The 17795-nt window shown below is 60.2% G+C and carries 18 protein-coding genes and 1 tRNA gene; 8 read left to right on the forward strand and 11 right to left on the reverse strand.

What is annotated here, in order from left to right; all coding sequences use genetic code 11:
- Nucleotides 1-5: 5 nt before the first annotated feature.
- Nucleotides 6-1058 (forward strand): histone deacetylase family protein, encoded by a 1053-nt coding sequence (locus ACZ5VE_RS11070; RefSeq protein ID WP_464455221.1) that lies wholly within the window; start codon nucleotides 6-8, stop codon nucleotides 1056-1058.
- A 42-nt stretch (nucleotides 1059-1100) separates the two neighbouring features.
- Here ACZ5VE_RS11070 and queF read toward each other — a convergent pair whose 3' ends face one another.
- Nucleotides 1101-1958, reverse strand: a complete 858-nt coding sequence (queF, locus tag ACZ5VE_RS11075) for an NADPH-dependent 7-cyano-7-deazaguanine reductase QueF (protein WP_464455222.1) — start codon at nucleotides 1956-1958, stop codon at nucleotides 1101-1103.
- 2 nt (nucleotides 1959-1960) lie between these two features.
- Nucleotides 1961-2737, reverse strand: coding sequence for a peroxide stress protein YaaA (gene yaaA, locus ACZ5VE_RS11080; protein ID WP_464455223.1), 777 nt, complete (start codon nucleotides 2735-2737; stop codon nucleotides 1961-1963).
- Here yaaA and ACZ5VE_RS11085 point away from each other — a divergent pair.
- The 3 genes from ACZ5VE_RS11085 to ACZ5VE_RS11095 are packed head-to-tail and all read left to right on the forward strand — an operon-like array spanning nucleotide 2736 to nucleotide 5349.
- Complete coding sequence (locus tag ACZ5VE_RS11085; RefSeq protein ID WP_464455224.1) at nucleotides 2736-3434, forward strand: pseudouridine synthase; 699 nt, start codon at nucleotides 2736-2738, stop codon at nucleotides 3432-3434. The genes yaaA and ACZ5VE_RS11085 overlap by 2 nt on opposite strands.
- Nucleotides 3413-3610, forward strand: a complete 198-nt coding sequence (locus tag ACZ5VE_RS11090; protein ID WP_464455225.1) for a hypothetical protein — start codon at nucleotides 3413-3415, stop codon at nucleotides 3608-3610. The genes ACZ5VE_RS11085 and ACZ5VE_RS11090 overlap by 22 nt, the downstream gene beginning before the upstream one ends.
- Nucleotides 3611-3651: 41 nt before the next feature.
- On the forward strand, nucleotides 3652-5349 hold the full coding sequence (locus ACZ5VE_RS11095) for an alkaline phosphatase family protein (protein WP_464455226.1): 1698 nt from the start codon (nucleotides 3652-3654) through the stop codon (nucleotides 5347-5349).
- A gap of 82 nt (nucleotides 5350-5431) precedes the next feature.
- On the opposite strand, the gene ACZ5VE_RS11100 is transcribed toward ACZ5VE_RS11095, so the two are convergent.
- The 3 genes from ACZ5VE_RS11100 to ACZ5VE_RS11110 form a co-directional block, all read right to left on the reverse strand.
- Nucleotides 5432-6022, reverse strand: a complete 591-nt coding sequence (locus ACZ5VE_RS11100) for a DUF3501 family protein (protein WP_464455227.1) — start codon at nucleotides 6020-6022, stop codon at nucleotides 5432-5434.
- A gap of 11 nt (nucleotides 6023-6033) precedes the next feature.
- Entirely contained in the window at nucleotides 6034-7383 is a 1350-nt protein-coding gene (locus tag ACZ5VE_RS11105; protein ID WP_464455228.1) for a (Fe-S)-binding protein, read from the reverse strand.
- A gap of 108 nt (nucleotides 7384-7491) precedes the next feature.
- Nucleotides 7492-7914 carry a rubrerythrin family protein gene (locus tag ACZ5VE_RS11110; RefSeq protein WP_464455229.1) on the reverse strand — a complete coding sequence of 141 codons (423 nt, stop codon included), beginning with the start codon at nucleotides 7912-7914 and terminating at the stop codon, nucleotides 7492-7494.
- Between the two features lie 315 nt (nucleotides 7915-8229).
- On the opposite strand from ACZ5VE_RS11110, the gene ACZ5VE_RS11115 reads away from it, so the two are divergent.
- Entirely contained in the window at nucleotides 8230-11229 is a 3000-nt protein-coding gene (locus ACZ5VE_RS11115; RefSeq protein WP_464455230.1) for a valine--tRNA ligase, read from the forward strand.
- Nucleotides 11230-11254: 25 nt separating this feature from the next.
- Nucleotides 11255-12139 (forward strand): UTP--glucose-1-phosphate uridylyltransferase GalU, encoded by an 885-nt coding sequence (gene galU / locus ACZ5VE_RS11120; RefSeq protein WP_464455231.1) that lies wholly within the window; start codon nucleotides 11255-11257, stop codon nucleotides 12137-12139.
- Nucleotides 12140-12336: 197 nt separating this feature from the next.
- Here galU and ACZ5VE_RS11125 read toward each other — a convergent pair whose 3' ends face one another.
- From ACZ5VE_RS11125 to upp, 4 genes are read right to left on the reverse strand one after another with little or no spacing between them, the layout of a single operon-like run.
- Complete coding sequence (locus tag ACZ5VE_RS11125; protein ID WP_464455232.1) at nucleotides 12337-12564, reverse strand: sulfurtransferase TusA family protein; 228 nt, start codon at nucleotides 12562-12564, stop codon at nucleotides 12337-12339.
- Nucleotides 12564-13121, reverse strand: a complete 558-nt coding sequence (locus tag ACZ5VE_RS11130; RefSeq protein ID WP_464455233.1) for an NUDIX hydrolase — start codon at nucleotides 13119-13121, stop codon at nucleotides 12564-12566. The genes ACZ5VE_RS11125 and ACZ5VE_RS11130 overlap by 1 nt, the downstream gene beginning before the upstream one ends.
- Before the next feature lie 14 nt (nucleotides 13122-13135).
- Nucleotides 13136-14038: a cysteine synthase CysM gene (gene cysM, locus ACZ5VE_RS11135; protein WP_464457486.1), complete on the reverse strand. Its 903-nt coding sequence runs from the start codon at nucleotides 14036-14038 to the stop codon at nucleotides 13136-13138.
- Between the two features lie 53 nt (nucleotides 14039-14091).
- A complete protein-coding gene (upp, locus tag ACZ5VE_RS11140) occupies nucleotides 14092-14736 on the reverse strand; it encodes a uracil phosphoribosyltransferase (protein ID WP_464457487.1) in 645 nt (214 codons plus the stop codon).
- A gap of 191 nt (nucleotides 14737-14927) precedes the next feature.
- Between upp and ACZ5VE_RS11145 the strand changes: the two genes are divergently transcribed.
- Together ACZ5VE_RS11145 and ACZ5VE_RS11150 are read left to right on the forward strand one after the other, a co-directional pair.
- Nucleotides 14928-16214, forward strand: coding sequence for a solute carrier family 23 protein (locus ACZ5VE_RS11145; protein ID WP_464455234.1), 1287 nt, complete (start codon nucleotides 14928-14930; stop codon nucleotides 16212-16214).
- Between the two features lie 54 nt (nucleotides 16215-16268).
- Nucleotides 16269-16353 (forward strand) — tRNA-Leu (locus tag ACZ5VE_RS11150).
- Between the two features lie 54 nt (nucleotides 16354-16407).
- Here the strand turns inward: ACZ5VE_RS11150 and ACZ5VE_RS11155 are convergent.
- Nucleotides 16408-16809 (reverse strand): RNA-binding S4 domain-containing protein, encoded by a 402-nt coding sequence (locus tag ACZ5VE_RS11155; protein WP_464455235.1) that lies wholly within the window; start codon nucleotides 16807-16809, stop codon nucleotides 16408-16410.
- The gene (locus ACZ5VE_RS11160; RefSeq protein ID WP_464455236.1) at nucleotides 16806-17768 is read right to left on the reverse strand and encodes an SDR family oxidoreductase; all 963 of its coding nucleotides are present in this window, start codon (nucleotides 17766-17768) and stop codon (nucleotides 16806-16808) included. Before ACZ5VE_RS11160 ends, ACZ5VE_RS11155 begins: the two co-directional genes overlap by 4 nt.
- Nucleotides 17769-17795: the final 27 nt, after the last annotated feature.

Genomic DNA, 17795 nt, shown 5'->3' on the forward strand with positions numbered 1-17795 from the left:
CCCTCATGAAAATCTTCCACAACACCCAACACGTACAACACGCTGGCCGCCAGGAAATGTTCCGTGGCCGCTTGGTCGATTGCCACGAGGTGCCACAGCGGCTGCAGCATGTGCTGGACGAGCTGGCCAAGCGACCGGTGGGCAGCTTGTTGCAACCTGCGGCCGACTTGCCGCTGGACGCCGCTTTACGGCGCGTTCACAGCGCCGACTATCTGGACTTTTTGACCCGTGCGTGGGACGACTGGGTGGCGATGGACCCGGCCAATGCGGCGGTGGACGCCCTGCCCTCGGTCTGGCCGCTGGTGTCAAAGCACGGCTTTCGCACCGATGTGCCGCCGATCAACTTTGCGGCGCGGCTGGGGCAATACGCGTTTGACTCGGGCACGCCTTTGATGGCGGGCAGCTGGGCCGCCGCACGCGAGGGCGCGGCCTGCGCAATGGCTGCCGCGCAGGCGGTGCTGGGTGGCGAGCACTTTGCCATGGCGCTAACCCGCCCGCCCGGGCACCATGCAGGCCCCAATTACATGGGTGGCTATTGCTTCATCAACAACGCGGCGGTGGCGGCGCAAGCCCTGCGCGACGGCGGGCTAGAGCGCGTGGCCGTGCTGGATGTGGACTACCACCACGGCAATGGCACGCAGACCATCTTCTATGAGCGCAGCGATGTGTTCACCACATCGATCCACGGCGATCCACGCACCGAATACCCGTTCTTTTTAGGCCATGCCGACGAACGTGGTTATGGGGCTGGCGAGGGCTTCAACCTGAACCTGCCGCTGCCACGCGGCACCGGGTTTGAAGTCTGGTGGGCCACGCTGCAAACAGCCATGCAGGCGGTGAGTGACTTTGCACCGCAGGCACTGGTGGTGCCGCTGGGGCTGGACACGTTTGAGGGCGACCCGATCTCGGGCTTCAAGTTGCACAGTGCCGACTACCTGCAGCTGGGCCGGACACTAAGACAACTGGACTTGCCTACGGTACTGACCTTTGAAGGGGGCTACGCGGTGGCCGAGGTGGGCGTGAACACGGTCAATGTGTTGGAAGGCTTGACACGCTGAAGGCTAGCCTGAAGCGCCAGCAAGCCGCATAGGCCTGCTGACTCACTGCCGCGCTGTGCGCACATTCGGCGGCAATGCGCCTGGATGGCTGGTGCGCCAGGGGTTGATGTCCAGCCCGCCGCGCCGGGTGTAGCGGGCGTACACCGTCAAAGTGGTCGGTTTGCAGCGCGCCCAGATGTCCATGAAGATGCGCTCGACGCATTGTTCATGGAATTCGTTGTGGTTGCGAAAACTCACGATGTATTGCAGCAAGCCAGCTTGGTCGATCTGTGGGCCGCTGTAGGTGATCTGCACGCTGCCCCAGTCGGGCTGCCCAGTCACCAAGCAATTGCTTTTGAGCAAGTGGCTGACCAGAGTTTCGGTCACGGGCAGCTCTTCGGTTTGGGCCGTGAGCAAATCGGGTGCAGGCTGGTAACGCGTGCACTCAATGTCCATGCGGTCCAGGTTCAAGCCGTCCAGCTCGTGCACGGGCTCAGCGTCAAATTGTTCTTGCAGCAATAGCTTCACGCCCACGCTGGCTTGCACCACGCCGCCGTGCCAGATGGCCGCGCTGATGTCGCGGCGGATCATGTCGCGCACCACGTCGGCGCTTTCCAGCCGAGTGTTATTGAAGCTGTTCAGATACAGCTTGAAGGACTTGCTCTCAACGATGTGGGTGCTTTCGACGGGCACCGTGATGTGCGCCAGCGCCACCTGCGGCTTGCCCTTGGGGTTGAGCCAGGACAGCTCAAACGCGGTCCACAAGTCGGCCCCAAAAAACACGGGTTGTCCGGTGACACCGATCTCGGCCCGCTTGGTGGCGCGGGGAATGGGGAACAGCAAACTGGCGTCGTACTGGTCCACATAGGCGCTGGATTTGCCCAGCTGAGACTGCTCTGGGGTGTGTTCTGGGGAGTTCATGCTCATGCTTGCACCTTGCGACGAAAAACCAAGCGGTCAGGCTCGGACACCTGCGGGTCGTAGGCATAGCCTTCCAGGTCAAAGCCCAGAAGGCCTTCCGGGTGACTGATCTTGTTTTGGATGGCAAACCGCGCCATCAGGCCTCGCGCCCGCTTGGCGTTGAAGCTGATGATCTTGTATTTGCCGCCTTTGAAGTCTTCAAACACGCACTCGATCACGCGGGCACTGAGGGTTTTGCGGTCGACCGACTTGAAATATTCTTGCGAAGCCAGATTCACGATGACCGGGGTTTTGTCCTTGGCCAACTGGGCATTCAGGTACTCGGCAATTTGCGGACCCCAGAACTTGTAGAGGTTGCTGCCCTTGTCGGTCTGGAGCGTGGTGCCCATTTCCAGGCGGTAGGGTTGCATCCAGTCCAGGGGCCGCAACACGCCATAAAGGCCACTCAAAATACCCACATGGGTCTGCGCCCAGTCCAACTCGGCCGGGCTCAGGGTTTTGGCGTCCAGGCCTTCGTACACATCGCCGTTGAAGGCCAGCACGGCCTGCTTGGCATTTTTGGCGGTGAACTTCGGGCTCCAAGCCTCGTAGCGGGCCACGTTCAGGGCAGACAGCGTGTCCGACAAGTCCATCAACTCGGCGATTTGCTGGGGCGACTTTTGGCGCAGCACCTCGATCAGGGCCTGCGATTGCGGCACGAACTGGGGCAGCGTGTGCGGCACATCGCCGGCGGGGGTTTCGTAGTCCAGAGATTTAGCGGGTGACAATAAGAACAACATGCTCGACATCCTTTACCTGGACGATTATCTCGCCATCGTGCACAAGCCCGCGGGTTGGCTGGTGCATCGCACCCCTTTGGACAAGGGTGAAACCCGCTTTGTGCTGCAAGCGCTGCGCGACCAGATCGGCCAACACGTCTGGCCCGTGCACCGGCTCGACAAAGGCACCAGTGGCGTGCTGGTCTTTGCCTTGAGCGCCGAGGTGGCACGCACGCTGGGGCAGGCTTTTGAAAGCGGTGAAGGGCTGCACAAGCAATATCGGGCCATCGTGCGCGGCTGGCCTTCTGAACAAGGCCTGATCGACCACCCCTTGAAGCGCATGCCCGACGACATGCGCAGCGAGCGCGAAGAAATCCAACCCGCCCAGACACGCTACGAAACCCTGCGCCGGGGCGAGCTGCCCATTGCGCAAGGCGAATTCCCAAACCTGCGCTGGGCCGAAGTGGCGCTGCAGCCCCTGACCGGCCGCCGCCACCAGTTGCGCCGCCATATGAAGCACATCGCCCACCCGATCATCGGCGACGCCACCCATGGCAAAGGGCCGCTCAACCGGGCCGTGGCTGAGCACTTGGGGGTGCAGCGGCTGTGGCTGCACGCGCTGCGCCTGGACATGAGCCACCCGGTGAGCGGGCAGGCGCTGACGATTAACGCCCCTTGCGGGCCGGAATGGTCACTTTGGCCAAACACGCCCACCTGAAGGCCAAACGCCGCGAAGCCCCTGCCACTGAGCGGGTAAACCGCCGCAGGCATTTGCCTAAGACGCGGCATGAGCTTGCTTTTCACGCCCGCTCCCTGCCCAACGGCATCCGTTTCCCGCTGGAAGTGTTCAAAGCCGTGCGCGAGGCCTTTGGCGGCACGCTGGGGATGCGCTGAGGTCGCAATATATAAAATATATATTCACTCAAAAGGGACATATGCCCACCTTGCGTTTCACCCTCGCTTGTGCAGCCACATTGCCGTTGTTCACCCCGATCCAATCGGCGATGGCACAAACCACCACGCCCATCAAAAATTTGATCGTGGTGGTCGGAGAGAACACCAGTTTTGACACCTTGTTTGCAACCTACAAACCTGCCCAAGGCAGCAGTGTTCGTAACTTGCTATCGGCGGGCATTGTCGATGCGCAAGGCAACCCCGGTCCGGCTTATGCCAAAGCGCTGCAAAAGTTCCCGTCAACCGATGGCAAGTTCGATGTCGACTACAAGCAAGCCACGCCTTACAAAGTGCTGCCCAAGCCCTATGCCAGAGCTGAAAAAGGCGGACCCAAACGCATCGACGAAAAAATCCCCGCTGACTTGCCAGCAGGACCATTCCCCATCACCAAATACCGGGCCTACTCCGACTACACAGACAGCAATCCGGTGCATCGCTTCTTTCAGATGTGGCAGCAAATCAATGGCGGTCGAAATGACCTGTTCTTGTGGGCCGGCCTGACGTCTGGCGAGGGCGCCAAAGACAAAAAAGACCCCTCGCGGGGCACTTACTACGGCAGTGAGACCATGGGCTTTTACAACATGGCTGCGGGCGATGTGTCTTACTTCAAACAACTGGCCCAGCAATACGCCATCTCTGACAACTACCACCAGGCCATCATGGGTGGCACCATGCCCAACTACTTCTTTCTGGCCTTTGGCGATCTCGCTCGCTACCAGGAAGACGGCAAGACAGCGACGCCACCTGAGCTTCAAATCGAGAACCCAGAACCCGTCGCAGGCACGGCCAACTGGTACACCAACAGCGGCTACAGCGCAGGCTCCCATGTGGCTTGTGCTGACGAAGCCCAACCTGGTGTGAGTGCCATCCGGCGGTATCTCAAGAATCTTCCATACAAAAGCTTCAACGATGGCAACTGTGAACCCGGTGCCTACTACCTGGTGAACAACTACGCATCTCCCTACACATTCAAGGGTGCCAAAAAGACACCGGTTGCCAATCAGTTGTTGGGCACCATTCAAACCATGCCCAACATGGCGACCCAACTGCAGGCAGCAGGCGTGAGCTGGAAGTGGTACCACGGTGGGCGTGATGGTGCAGGCGTCAAAAAAGGCGAATACGCCTCTGACACAGATCCACTGACGTTCTCCAAACAGATCATGGAGTCCGGGCTGTCCCGGCAATTGCAAGGCGATGCTGATTTCTTTGCCGATGTTGACAAAGGCCTTCCAGCCATTTCGTTCATCTCGCCACCACTGAGCCAGACGGGGCATCCACACTACGGCTCACCCGCCTATTTTGAAAATTACGTCAAATCCATCGTCGACAAAGTGCAAGCCAATCCCAAGGTCTGGGAACAAACAGCCATCCTGGTCACCTACGACGAGGGCGGTGGCTACTTTGACTCCGGCTACGTGCAAGCCGTCGATTTTTTTGGCGATGGCACACGGGTCCCCATGATTGCCGTATCCAAGTGGGCCAAGCCTGGGCATGTGGATCACACTTATTACGACCACGCCTCGATCCACAAATTCATCCAGCGCAACTGGGGGCTCAAAGCACTGTCCGCAAGAAGCCGCGACAACCTGCCCAACCCCATTCACAGCAAGGACGCTTATGTGCCGGATAACCGGCCTGCTGTCGGTGATTTGATGAACCTCTTCCAATTCAAACCTTGATGGACTGATCGCCCAACGTCAAAAAGCCGGAGGAAGCCCTGGGGCCTGCTCCGGCTTTTTTGCGTTCAGAGGCGCGTGCGGCTTACTTCAAATCACCCGCCAAACTGGCCAAAGTGTCGGCCGCGATCTCAATGTGCGAGGGGTAATGCGTGTGGTCACACCCCAGTTTGACGCCAGCACCCGCCTTGACCGCCGCGCACATGGTGGGCGTCAGCTCAAAGCGCACAAAGTGCACGGCCGAGGTTTTTTCGTCGGTCTCGCGGTCCAGGTCTTCGTCGGCAATCGCATACACCCGGCCATGGCCCTCGACCTCGACAAACAAGCGGTCCTCCACGCCGATCAGCTTGGCCAGCTCGCGCTTGCGTTCGTGGATGTCGGTGTACTCGATCATCATGGTGGCCTTCCAATTGCTGCCGTCCGGCACCAAAGGGGCATAGGCCTCGATCTCTTGCAGGATGCCTTCTTCTTCGAAGACTTTTTCGATGCGCAGCATCTCCTGAATTTGGTAGCGGATGGTGGTTTCGCTCTCAAACTGCACGTTGATGTGCTCACCCAATGGCACGCTGCGCAGCTTGCGGTGGGCGATGACGTCGGGCTTGTGGAGCTTGCGCCACTTGGTATAGGCCTCCAAAGACATCAGGGTCTCGGGCGTGATTTTTCCGGTCAATTGCATGGCGGGTTTCCTTATTTGAGGCCGTAGGCTTTGCGCACCAGGGTCAAGGGGTGGTTCAGTTCGGGGGCGCCCAGGCCATTGACCTCAAAGCCTTGGGCAATGTGGTGGCCGCCCAGCGGGCAATCCGAGCTGATGAAGTCGGGCTTGGAGCCGTCTTTCATGGTGGCCATGGCCTTGAACACCGGTTTGCCGATTTTCATGGCCATGTCGTGTGAGCCTTTTTTGACGCCGTAGGTGCCAGCGTGGCCCGAACAACGCTCGATGGTGTTGATCTCGGTATCCGGGATCATCTTGAGCATTTCCTCGGTCTTCTTGCCGATGTTTTGCACGCGGCCGTGGCATGGAATCTGGTAACTCACATTGCCCAGCTTTTGCGGAAATTCGGTCTTGAGCAAGCCGTCACGCTTGCGGGCCATGAAGTACTCAAACGGGTCCCACACCGCGCCTTTGACGAGCTGGGTGTCAGCGCAATCGGGGAACATCAGCGGAATCTCTTGCTTGAACATCAGGGCACAGCTGGGCACCGCCGCCAGGATGGCAAAGCCGTCTTTGGCATATTTGGCCAGCACCGGGATATTGGCTTCTTTGGATGCCTTGACCGAGTCCAGATCGCCCAGTTCCAGCTTGGGCATGCCGCAGCACTTTTCTTTCTCAACCAACACATACGGTATGTCGTTGTGGTCCAGGATTTTGAGCAAGTCGTGGCCAATGCCGGGCTCGTTGTAGTTGATGTAGCAAGTCGAATAGATCGCCACCTTGCCGGGTGTTTTCTCGCCGTCCACCACTTTGACCGACTGGGCATCCGGCGCGCTGGCGCGGAACTTTTGGGTGGCCAGCGAAGGCAGCCAGGCGTTTTTGTCCACACCCGCCACGCTTTCCATGATGCTACGGGCGGTTTCGGTTTTGTTGATGGCATTGATGGCCTGGACCACGATGGGAATACCGGCAAATGAGCCGTGCACATCGGTAGAGGCCAACAGCTTTTCGGCTGTACCCACTTCACCCTTTTGGAACTTGATGGCTTTGGCACGCAGCATGGTGTGCGGAAAGTCCAGGTTCCAGGCGTGCGGGGGGGTGTAGGGGCACTTGGTCATGTAGCACAGGTCGCACATGTAGCACTGGTCCACCACCTTCCAGTAATCTTTCTTGTCCACCCCGTCCACTTCCATGGTGCTGCTTTCATCGACCAGATCAAACAAGGTGGGGAAAGCGCCGCACAAGCTCACACAGCGGCGGCAGCCGTGGCAAATGTCAAAGATGCGCTCCAGTTCGTCCAGGCACTTGTCTTCGTTGTAAAAATCGGGGTTTTGCCAATCCAGAGCGTGCCGTGTGGGGGCTTCAAGGTTGCCTTCTTTGGCCATGGTGTGCTCCTGTTCAGGGACTTTTTGGGGGCTTATCTGAAAATTCGAGGCGACAAATCTTGAGATAAACCCGCTGCACGATGCAGCGGGAGCAGAGCGGACCCGGGATCAATCCACCAGTTCGTTCAAGGCTTTTTGATACCGGTTGGCGTGTGAGCGCTCGGCCTTGGCCAGCGTCTCAAACCAGTCGGCCACTTCGTCGAAGTCTTCTTCGCGGGCGGTCTTGGCCATGCCCGGGTACATGTCGGTGTACTCGTGGGTTTCGCCTGCCACGGCAGAAGCCAGGTTTTGGCGGGTCGAGCCAATCGGCAGGCCGGTGGCCGGGTCGCCCGATTGCTCCAGAAACTCCAGGTGGCCGTGGGCATGACCTGTCTCGCCTTCTGCGGTGGAGCGGAACAGCGCAGCGACATCGTTTTGACCTTCAATGTCAGCCTTGTTCGCGAAGTACAAATAGCGGCGGTTGGCCTGGGATTCGCCAGCGAAGGCGTCTTTCAGACATTGTTCCGTGCGCGAGCCTTTGAGTGCAGCCATGGATATCTCCTTGTGGGTGTGACGTGGATTGCCCTGACAAGATCGCCAGAGAGTCGCCACGTTAGCCCGAAATCCATCGATCGCCTAATCAATTGATGCAATCGGATTGATTAATCGCAGCTATTGCACGTAAAAATGGGCGCGCACCCTTGGACTGGGCATCTTTCGTGCACGGTGCACCCATGTTGTCCAGCTGGCAACCCATGCCAAGCCTCAAGAGGCCTGAATGGGCTAGGTAAAATCACCGGTTCAGGACTTTGAGCGTCCTGCACGGCATCTGTTGAGGTGTCGTTTCTATTTTGAAAAGACCCCGCCATGAGCAACGCACCCGCCACCCCGGTCCATCAGCCAGGCCTTGAAAGCCTGTCCAAATCGTTTGAACCCGCCGCCCTCGAAGCCCATTGGGGCCCCGAATGGGAAAAGCGCGGTTACGGCGTGGCAGGTTTCCGGGGCACGGGCACCCCGACGGCCGAGGCGCCCGCGTTTGCCATCCAACTGCCGCCGCCCAACGTGACCGGCACGCTACACATGGGCCACGCGTTCAACCAGACCATCATGGACTCGTTGACCCGCTACCACCGCATGATGGGCTTCAACACCGCCTGGATTCCGGGCACCGACCACGCGGGCATTGCCACGCAGATCGTGGTGGAGCGCCAGCTGCAGGCCAAAGGCATCAGCCGCCACGACATGGGCCCCACGCCTGCCGAAGCCCGCAAGAACTTCGTGAGCAAGGTCTGGGAATGGAAACAGGAGTCGGGCAGCACCATCACCAGCCAAATGCGCCGCATGGGCGACAGCGTGGACTGGAGCCGCGAATACTTCACGATGGACCCCAAGCTGTCCAAGACCGTGACCGAAACATTTGTTCAGTTGTACGAGCAAGGCCTGATTTACCGTGGCAAGCGCCTGGTGAACTGGGACCCGGTGCTGATGAGCGCGGTGTCTGACCTCGAAGTCGAGAGCGAAGAAGAAGACGGCTCGATGTGGCACATCCGCTATGACTTGGCCGATGGTTCTGGCAGCCTGACCGTGGCCACCACCCGCCCCGAAACCCTGCTGGGCGACGTGGCCGTGATGGTGCACCCCGAAGACGAGCGCTACAGCACCTTGATCGGCAAACAGGTCAACCTGCCTTTGTGCGGCCGCACCATCCCCGTGATCGCCGACGAGTACGTGGACAAGGCCTTCGGCACCGGCGTGGTCAAGGTCACGCCCGCGCACGACACCAACGACTACCAAGTCGGCCAGCGCCACAAGCTGGACATGATCTGCGTGCTGAATCTGGACGCCACCATCAACAGCAACGCCCCCGAGAAATACCGAGGCCTCGACCGCTTCGTGGCCCGCAAGGCTGTGGTGGCCGACCTCGAAGCCGCAGGCGCTTTGGTCGAGGTGAAAAAACACAAGCTCATGGTGCCCCGCTGCGCCCGCACCGGCCAGGTGATCGAGCCCATGCTGACCGACCAATGGTTTGTGGCCATGAACCAGGTCGGCCAAGGCGACGCCACCGGCAAGAGCATTGCGCAAAAAGCCATCGACGCTGTCCAATCGGGTGAAGTCAAGTTCGTGCCTGAAAACTGGATCAACACCTACAACCAGTGGATGAACAACATCACCGACTGGTGCATCAGCCGCCAACTGTGGTGGGGTCACCAGATCCCGGCTTGGTACGACGAAGACGGCAATGTGTATGTGGCCCGCAACGAAGCCGAAGCGCAAGCCAAGGCCCCCGGCAAGACGCTCAAGCGCGACGAAGACGTGCTGGACACTTGGTATTCCAGCGCACTGGTCCCCTTCTCAACAATGGGCTGGCCCAACGCCGCAGCTGACGAGCGTGCCGGAGCCGGACGCAGCGACTTTGCGAGCGAAGCGAGTATGAGCAAGGCCGTCTCCGGCACGCTCGCCAGCGGAACCGAAGGCCACACCAGCGACTACGACCTGTACCTCCCCTCCAGCGTACTGGTCACCGGCTACGACATCATCTTTTTCTGGGTCGCCCGGATGATCATGATGACCACCCACTTCACCGGCAAAGTCCCCTTCAAACACGTCTACATCCACGGCCTGGTGCTCGATGCCCAAGGCAAGAAGATGAGCAAATCCGAAGGCAACGTGCTCGACCCGGTCGACCTGATCGACGGCATCACCTTGGAGCCCCTGCTCGACAAACGCACCCAGGGCCTGCGCAAACCCGAGACCGCGCCCAAGGTGCGCAAGCAAACCGAAAAAGAATTCCCCGAAGGCATCCCGGCCTACGGCGCCGACGCCCTGCGCTTCACCTTTGCGGCGCTCGCCAGCCTGGGCCGCAGCATCAACTTTGACAGCAAGCGCTGCGAGGGCTACCGCAACTTCTGCAACAAGCTGTGGAACGCCACCCGCTTTGTGCTGATGAACTGCGAAGGCCAGGACTGCGGCCTGAAAGAACACACCAAGGCCGAATGCGAAGTCGGCGGCCCGGTGCACGGCTACTTGGCGTTCAGCCAAGCCGACCGCTGGATCAGCTCGCAGCTGCAACGCGTCGAAGCCGATGTGGCCAAAGGCTTTGCCGAATACCGCCTGGACAACGTGGCCAACACGATTTACGACTTTGTGTGGAACGAGTTCTGCGACTGGTATCTGGAAATCGCCAAGGTGCAGATCAACACCGGCACCGACGCCGAAAAACGCGCCACGCGCCGCACCCTGATCCGCACACTCGAAACCATCATGCGGCTGGCCCACCCCATCATCCCCTTCATCACCGAAGAACTCTGGCAAAAAGTGTCGGTGGTGGCGGGCCGTCCGGGCGAGTCGGTCAGCATCGCGGCCTACCCCGTGAGCCAGCCCGAGCGCATCGACGAAGCGGCCGAAGCACATGTGGCCAAACTCAAGACCCTGGTGGACGCGTGCCGCAACCTGCGCGGTGAGATGAACGTCTCGCCCGCCACCCGTTTGCCCATGTACGTGCTGGGTGACACCACCTTCATGCAGAGCGTGGCCCCCGTGTTGCAATCGCTGGCCAAACTGAGCGAAGTCAAGGTCTTCACCGACGAAGCCGAATGGGCTGCCGCAGCACAAGCAGCGCCCGTGGCCGTGGTGGGCGAGGCCCGCTTGTGCCTGTTCATGGAAGTGGACGTCGAAGCTGAAAAAATCCGCATGACCAAAGAAGCCGCACGCCTGGAAGGCGAAATCACCAAGGCCAACGCCAAGCTCGGCAATGAGGCTTTTGTGGCCAAGGCCCCACCTGCGGTGATCGACGAAGCCAAGAAACGTGTGGCCGACTTCAGTGCCACGCTCGACAAAATTCGCCAACAACTGCAACGCCTGGGCTGATCGCCTGCACACCAAGGACACCCCCATGAGCCACAACGTGATTCGCAAAGCCGTGTTCCCGGTGGCCGGCTTGGGCACACGCTTTTTGCCCGCGACCAAAGCCGCTCCCAAGGAAATGCTGCCGGTGGTCGACAAGCCACTGATCCAGTACGCGGTCGAGGAGGCTTACAGCGCAGGTGTGCGTCACATGATCTTTGTGACGGGCCGCAGCAAGCGGGCCATCGAAGACCACTTCGACACCGCTTACGAGCTGGAAAATGAACTCGAAGCCGCGCACAAAGACGAGCTGCTGGCCTTGGTGCGCTCGGTGCAACCCGACGACATGGTGTGCGCCTACGTGCGCCAGCCGCGCTCGCTGGGCTTGGGCCATGCAGTGCTGTGCGCCGAAGCCATGGTGGGCAACGAGCCCTTTGCCGTGCTGCTGGCCGATGACCTGATGGTCGGCTTGCAAGGTGGCCCTTCGGTGCTCAGCCAAATGGTGGCGGCATACACTCAGCAAGGCCGCTCGATTTTGGCCGTGCAAGAAGTGCCCCTCGAACACGTCAAACGCTACGGCATCGTGGCGGGCGAGTCGGCGGGCAAGCAGCTGATTCGTGTCGAAAAGATCGTGGAAAAACCCAGCCCGGACAAAGCCCCTTCGCGCATGGGCGTGGCGGGCCGCTACATCCTGACGCCAGGCATTTTTGAGGAAATCCGCAACCAGCCAACAGGCGTGGGCGGCGAGATCCAGCTGACCGATGCCATCGCCCGTTTGATGCAACGCGAAGCGGTCTATGCCTTCCAGTACGAAGGCAAACGCTACGACTGCGGCAGCAAAGAAGGTTTTCTGGAAGCGACAGTGGAACTGGCTTTGCAGCACCCCCAAGTGGGCGCATCCTTCCGCGAATATCTCAAGGGCCTGAGCCTCTGATCTGAATTCTGTGGGAGCGAGCCCCTGCTCGCGAATGACGGCCGAAGCCATGGCAAGCATTCGGCCGCAGGGGTGGCCTCCTACAAAGACAGTGCGTTTGTGGGAGCGAGCCCCTGCTCGCGAATGACCGCCGAAGCCATGGCAAGCATTCGGCCGCAGGGGCGGCCTCCCACAGAAGATGAGGGCGGGCCGTTTCTTCAACGCCGCTTGAGACCAAAAACAAAGCTGGTTTCGGTTTTCTCTTGCAAGACCAGCTCATTGCCGGTTTGCCGAGCAAAGGCTTCAAAGTCGCGCCAAGCCCCAGGATCGGTCGCGATCACCTTGAGCACCTGGCCGCTGCTCATGTCGTTCAAAGCCTTTTTGGCTTTCAAAATGGGCAAGGGGCAATTCAGGCCACTGGTGTCAATCTCTTTGTCGAACTGCATCATGTGTCCTGATTCGGTTCTTGGCTTTGTGCAGCACGCTCTTCCCATGACATGAACTTGGGCTCGATGCCGATGGTGCGCAACCAGTCACCCAAGGCGTAGCCTGTCCCCGCAGGCCAGCAGATCAAGTCCTTGAAGTCAAACATCTTGTACTCGGCCAACTCAGGCGACAAACGCACCTCGCCTTCGGCGATTGCGTGGTAAGCGATGATCACCTGGTTCATGCGCTGGAAGTCGTACACACCGATCAGCTTGAGCGACGAGACCGTCAAGTTGGTTTCTTCGGCAATCTCGCGGGTGATGCCTTCTTCCGGTGTTTCACCGGCCTCCATGAAGCCCGTGATCAACGCAAATCGACGCCCCGGCCAGGCCGCGTTGCGGGCCAGCAAAATCTGATCGCCCACCTGCACGATGCCTGCCAGCACCGGCGTGGGGTTGTTCCAGTGGGTGAAGTCGCAGGCCGTGCAGCGCAGTCGCAACACCTCGCCGCCATCTTCCATTTGGGAAAGCCAAGCCAACGGGGTGGCGCACTGCGGGCAAAAACGAAATTCAGCCATGGGGCATCCTGGGTTCAGGCGGGAAACACGCCTGTCGACAAATAGCGATCACCGCGATCGCACACGATGAACACGATGGTGGCGTTTTGCACCGTTTTCGCAATCTCCTGCGCGACCCAGCAGGCCCCTGCGGCCGAGATGCCCGCAAAAATGCCTTCGGTGCGCGCCATCTGGCGGCAAGTTTCTTCGGCATCGCTTTGGCTCACATACACCAGCTCGTCCACGCCCGAAGGGTCGTAAATCTTGGGCAAATATTCTTGCGGCCATTTGCGGATACCCGGGATGCGCGAGCCCTCACTGGGCTGCGCACCGATGATGCGGACCGCCGGGTTTTTTTCTTTCAGGTAGCGCGACACACCCGTGATGGTGCCGGTAGTGCCCATGGCGCTCACAAAGTGGGTGATCCGGCCACCGGTCTGCTCCCAGATTTCAGGGCCGGTGGTCTCGTAATGGATGCGCGGGTTGTCGGGGTTGGCAAACTGGTCGAGGATGCGGCCTTTGCCCTGCGCGGCCATGTTGTCGGCCAGGTCACGGGCGTACTCCATGCCGCCGCTCTTGGGCGTGAGGATCAGCTCGGCACCAAACGCCTTCATGGTCTGGGCGCGCTCGATCGACAAATCCTCGGGCATGATCAAAATCATGCGGTAACCCTTGATGGCGGCGGCCATGGCCAACGCAATGCCGGTGTTGCCCGACGTCGCCTCGATCAGCGTGTCACCCGGCTTGATCTCGCCACGCTCTTCAGCACGGCGAATCATCGACAAGGCGGGGCGGTCTTTCACCGACCCTGCGGGGTTGTTGCCCTCCAGCTTGCCCAAAATCACATTGCCACGAGCGGCGTTGTCAGCTTGCGCCATGCGCTGCAAGGCCACCAGCGGTGTCTTGCCAATGGCGTCTTCAATGGTCGGGTATTTCATGGCCGTAACTTTGCCACAGTTCAGGCCCATGCCTGCGCCCTCGGCATGGGCGCTCACAGGGTTCCAAAAATCCGGTCGCCTGCATCTCCCAGGCCCGGCAGGATATAGCCGTGATCGCTGAGTTCGCGGTCCACCGCAGCGGTGTACACAGGCACATCGGGGTGCGCACGGTGCATGGTGTTGACCCCTTCCGGGCAAGTCAGCAGGCACAGGAATTTGATCGATTTGGGCTGGCATTGCTTGAGTCGCGTCACGGCAGCCACCGCAGAATTGCCCGTGGCCAGCATCGGGTCCACCACCACCACGTCGCGTTCGTGCATGTCCTTGGGCATCTTGAAGTAGTACTCCACGGCCTGCAGGGTCTGAGGGTCGCGGTACAGCCCGATGTGCCCCACCCGGGCACTGGGCACGACCGACAGCACACCATCCAGGATGCCATTGCCCGCACGCAAGATGCTGACGAATACCAGCTTCTTGCCATCAATGTGCTTGCCGGTCATGGTCTCGAGCGGGGTCTGGATTTGCACGTCCTGCAAGGCCATGTCTCGGCACACTTCGTAAGCCATGAGGCTGCTGATTTCGTTGAGCAGCTGGCGAAAGCTGTTGGTGCTGGCTTCCCGGTCGCGCATCAGGGTCAGCTTGTGCTGCACCAGAGGGTGGTCAATCAGGTGCAGGTTGGCACGCGCGGCGGGGTCCATGGCGATGATGGGGGGCATGGTTTTTCCTTGAATGTGGTGTACCCCTGAATATTGCCGCATTTTTGCTGGCCCTGACGCGCGGAACTGTCCGGTAGTTGCCAGCACATGCTTTCCACCCCTGCACAAATGGCATACCATGCGCTGCGTTTAGATTTTTCACCTCCCCAATACTTCAACAAAGAGAGGCTTACATGGGCTTGTTCAACTGGACTGAAAAAGATGCAGCAGTGCTTGCGCAAGGTGGCGTGATCGCCCCTGACGAAAGACTGCCTTGGCCGCAGACCGCGGTGATGGGCGTGCAGCATGTGATTGCCATGTTTGGTGCCACCGTGTTGGCCCCCATCCTGATGGGATTTGACCCCAACACCGCCATCTTGATGAGCGGCATCGGCACCCTGATTTTCTTTCTGTTGACGGGCGGCAAGGTGCCCAGCTATCTGGGCTCCAGCTTCGCCTTCATCGGTGTGGTGATGGCCGCCACGGCCTATGCGGGAAAAGGTCCCAATGCCAACCTCGCCGTCGCGCTCGGCGGCATCATCGTCTGCGGTGCGCTCTATGTGCTGATCGGCCTGATCGTTCAGGCCGTGGGCACCGGTTGGATCGAGCGCTTCATGCCGCCAGTGGTCACCGGGGCCGTGGTGGCCGTGATCGGTCTGAACCTGGCCAGCGTGCCGGTCAAGAACATGGCCGCCAGCAATTTCGACGCCTGGATGCAGCTGGTCACCTTTGTCTGCGTGGGTCTGGTGGCTGTGCTCACCCGTGGCATGGTGCAACGCTTGCTGATTCTGGTCGGCCTGATTCTGGCCAGCCTGATCTATGCCCTGCTGACCAATGGCATGGGGCTGGGGAAACCCATGGATTTGTCCGGGCTGGCCAATGCCGCCTGGTTTGGTGTGCCCAGCATGACGTCTCCGGTGTTTGAGGCCAACGCCATCATGTTGATCGCCCCCGTGGTGCTGATCCTGGTGGCCGAGAATCTGGGCCACCTCAAGGCCGTGACGGCCATGACCGGGCGCAATCTGGACCCGTACATCGGCCGCGCCTTCATCGGTGATGGCTTGGCCACCATGGTCAGCGGCGCAGCCGGCGGCACTGGTGTGACCACCTATGCCGAGAACATCGGCGTCATGGCCGCCACCAAAATCTATTCCACCGCTTGCTTTTTGGTCGCAGCCCTGCTGGCCGTTTTGCTGGGGTTCAGCCCCAAGTTCGGGGCAGTCATCCAGGCCATTCCACTGCCCGTGATGGGCGGCGTCTCGATCGTGGTGTTTGGCCTGATCGCCGTGGCCGGAGCCAAAATCTGGGTCGACAACCGAGTGGACTTCTCTGACAACAAGAACCTGATCGTGGCAGCCGTGACCCTGATCATGGGCACGGGTGATTTCACACTCAAATTTGGCCAATTCGCCTTGGGGGGCATCGGCACCGCCACTTTTGGTGCCATCCTGTTGTACGCCTTGCTCAACCGCCAGCGTTGATCGCTACCAAATCGGCCTGAAACTGTGTCATAATATGTAGCTTCACGAATACCTGCCCGGGTGGTGAAATTGGTAGACTCAGGGGACTCAAAATCCCCCGCCGCAAGGCGTGCCGGTTCGAGTCCGGCCCCGGGCACCACGACAAAAGCCGCAAGTTCTCGCAACTTGCGGCTTTTTTCTTGAGGTTTTCAGATCAATCGATCCCCGCACTCCAACGGTTGTCCCAGGTCTTTTCGATTTGCCTGCGGTCACGTTTGGTGGGGCGCCCCTGTTCGATGCTCAGGGCAGGCTCGCGGGCCAGCCGATGTTGATCAGCAGCTTTTTGGCGGGCCTCGAGGCTTTCCGGCGTTTCTGTATACAGCAGCTGCGCCACCGAGGCCGGGCCGCGCACACCGCTCAAGCCTTGCACCACAACCGTGCGCTCGACAGCGCCTTGGCGCAGACACACCGTGTCGCCGGGTTTGACCTCTTTGGACGGCTTGGCATCCTGGCCATTGACTTGCACGCGGTTCTTGCCAATCTCATCGCTGGCTAGGCTCCGGGTTTTGTAAAAACGGGCCGCCCACAGCCATTTGTCGATGCGCAATGAATTCATCGCGTCACCGAAAACAAGGCACCCTGCGGGCTCAAGCCATCGCGCACATGCGGGTAATGCAAGCGGATTTTCAACTCGCGTTTCATACGGGCGTTGTCCAGACGCCGGGATTCGCTCATGAAGCTCAGCAGCATCAGGGGCAGCGCGGTGTTGGCATCGTTGCGGGATATGCGGGGTGGTTTGGGCAAGCCATAAAGGCTGGCGGCCAGGTCAAAGTAGTCACCCATTTTCAAGTCGGTGTCGTCGGTCACATTGACCACGCGCTGGGGTTTGCCCCGCCACAAAGCGGCGGCACAAGCACGCGCCAAATCGTTGGCATGAATGTGGTTGGTGTAGACATCTTCTTTGGACACCAGCACCGGCGTGCCTTTGAGCAAGCGCTCACGGGGCGTGCCCCCCTCGCGGTCGGGTGCATAGATGCCGGGAATGCGCAACACGCTCACCCTCACCCCGCTGCGCCCCAAAAACCGCATCAGGCTTTCAGCATCCACCCGGCGCTGGGCACGGGGGGTGTGCGGTTTGACACGCCGAGTTTCATCAACACGCTGACCAGCGCAGTCGCCATAAACGCCTGTGGTCGAACCATAGACCAACGCTTGTGGTGGCGTGCGCAAACGCAAGGCGCGCACCAAGGCCAGGCTGCGCGGATCGCGTTCGGACTCCCCCCGGCGATCGCTGGGCGGGGGTGCCAAATGGATGACGCGGTGGGCAATGCCTGCCAAGCGCTTCAAACTGCCCCCATCGTCCAGATTGCCCTGCAAAGGGGTGATGCCGCAGGCCCGCAGCAAACGCACACGCTCGGGCGATGAGGTCAGCGCCAACAGCCGCACGCGCTGGCTTTGCGGGGCCCCCAACTGACCGGCCGTGCGCAAGCCCACATCGCCACAGCCCACGATCAGGACACGCTGGCGACGGAAGCGGGCAGGCAGTGCGCCCAAGGGGGTTTGGTTTGAAGGCAAAATCAGGGGTTCCGGGTCGAATACAAC

Source organism: Limnohabitans sp. INBF003 (assembly GCF_055396645.1).

Bases quoted from the DNA above. Each gene is read 5' to 3' on its own strand.
- ACZ5VE_RS11070 (WP_464455221.1), top strand. From the start codon at position 6: ATGAAAATCTTCCACAACACCCAACACGTACAACACGCTGGCCGCCAG.
- queF (WP_464455222.1), bottom strand. From the start codon at position 1,958: ATGAACTCCCCAGAACACACCCCAGAGCAGTCTCAGCTGGGCAAATCC.
- ACZ5VE_RS11085 (WP_464455224.1), top strand. From the start codon at position 2,736: ATGCTCGACATCCTTTACCTGGACGATTATCTCGCCATCGTGCACAAG.
- yaaA (WP_464455223.1), bottom strand. From the start codon at position 2,737: ATGTTGTTCTTATTGTCACCCGCTAAATCTCTGGACTACGAAACCCCC.
- ACZ5VE_RS11095 (WP_464455226.1), top strand. From the start codon at position 3,652: ATGCCCACCTTGCGTTTCACCCTCGCTTGTGCAGCCACATTGCCGTTG.
- ACZ5VE_RS11100 (WP_464455227.1), bottom strand. From the start codon at position 6,022: ATGCAATTGACCGGAAAAATCACGCCCGAGACCCTGATGTCTTTGGAG.
- ACZ5VE_RS11105 (WP_464455228.1), bottom strand. From the start codon at position 7,383: ATGGCCAAAGAAGGCAACCTTGAAGCCCCCACACGGCACGCTCTGGAT.
- ACZ5VE_RS11110 (WP_464455229.1), bottom strand. From the start codon at position 7,914: ATGGCTGCACTCAAAGGCTCGCGCACGGAACAATGTCTGAAAGACGCC.
- ACZ5VE_RS11115 (WP_464455230.1), top strand. From the start codon at position 8,230: ATGAGCAACGCACCCGCCACCCCGGTCCATCAGCCAGGCCTTGAAAGC.
- galU (WP_464455231.1), top strand. From the start codon at position 11,255: ATGAGCCACAACGTGATTCGCAAAGCCGTGTTCCCGGTGGCCGGCTTG.
- ACZ5VE_RS11125 (WP_464455232.1), bottom strand. From the start codon at position 12,564: ATGCAGTTCGACAAAGAGATTGACACCAGTGGCCTGAATTGCCCCTTG.
- ACZ5VE_RS11130 (WP_464455233.1), bottom strand. From the start codon at position 13,121: ATGGCTGAATTTCGTTTTTGCCCGCAGTGCGCCACCCCGTTGGCTTGG.
- cysM (WP_464457486.1), bottom strand. From the start codon at position 14,038: ATGAAATACCCGACCATTGAAGACGCCATTGGCAAGACACCGCTGGTG.
- upp (WP_464457487.1), bottom strand. From the start codon at position 14,736: ATGGACCCCGCCGCGCGTGCCAACCTGCACCTGATTGACCACCCTCTG.
- ACZ5VE_RS11145 (WP_464455234.1), top strand. From the start codon at position 14,928: ATGGGCTTGTTCAACTGGACTGAAAAAGATGCAGCAGTGCTTGCGCAA.
- ACZ5VE_RS11155 (WP_464455235.1), bottom strand. From the start codon at position 16,809: ATGAATTCATTGCGCATCGACAAATGGCTGTGGGCGGCCCGTTTTTAC.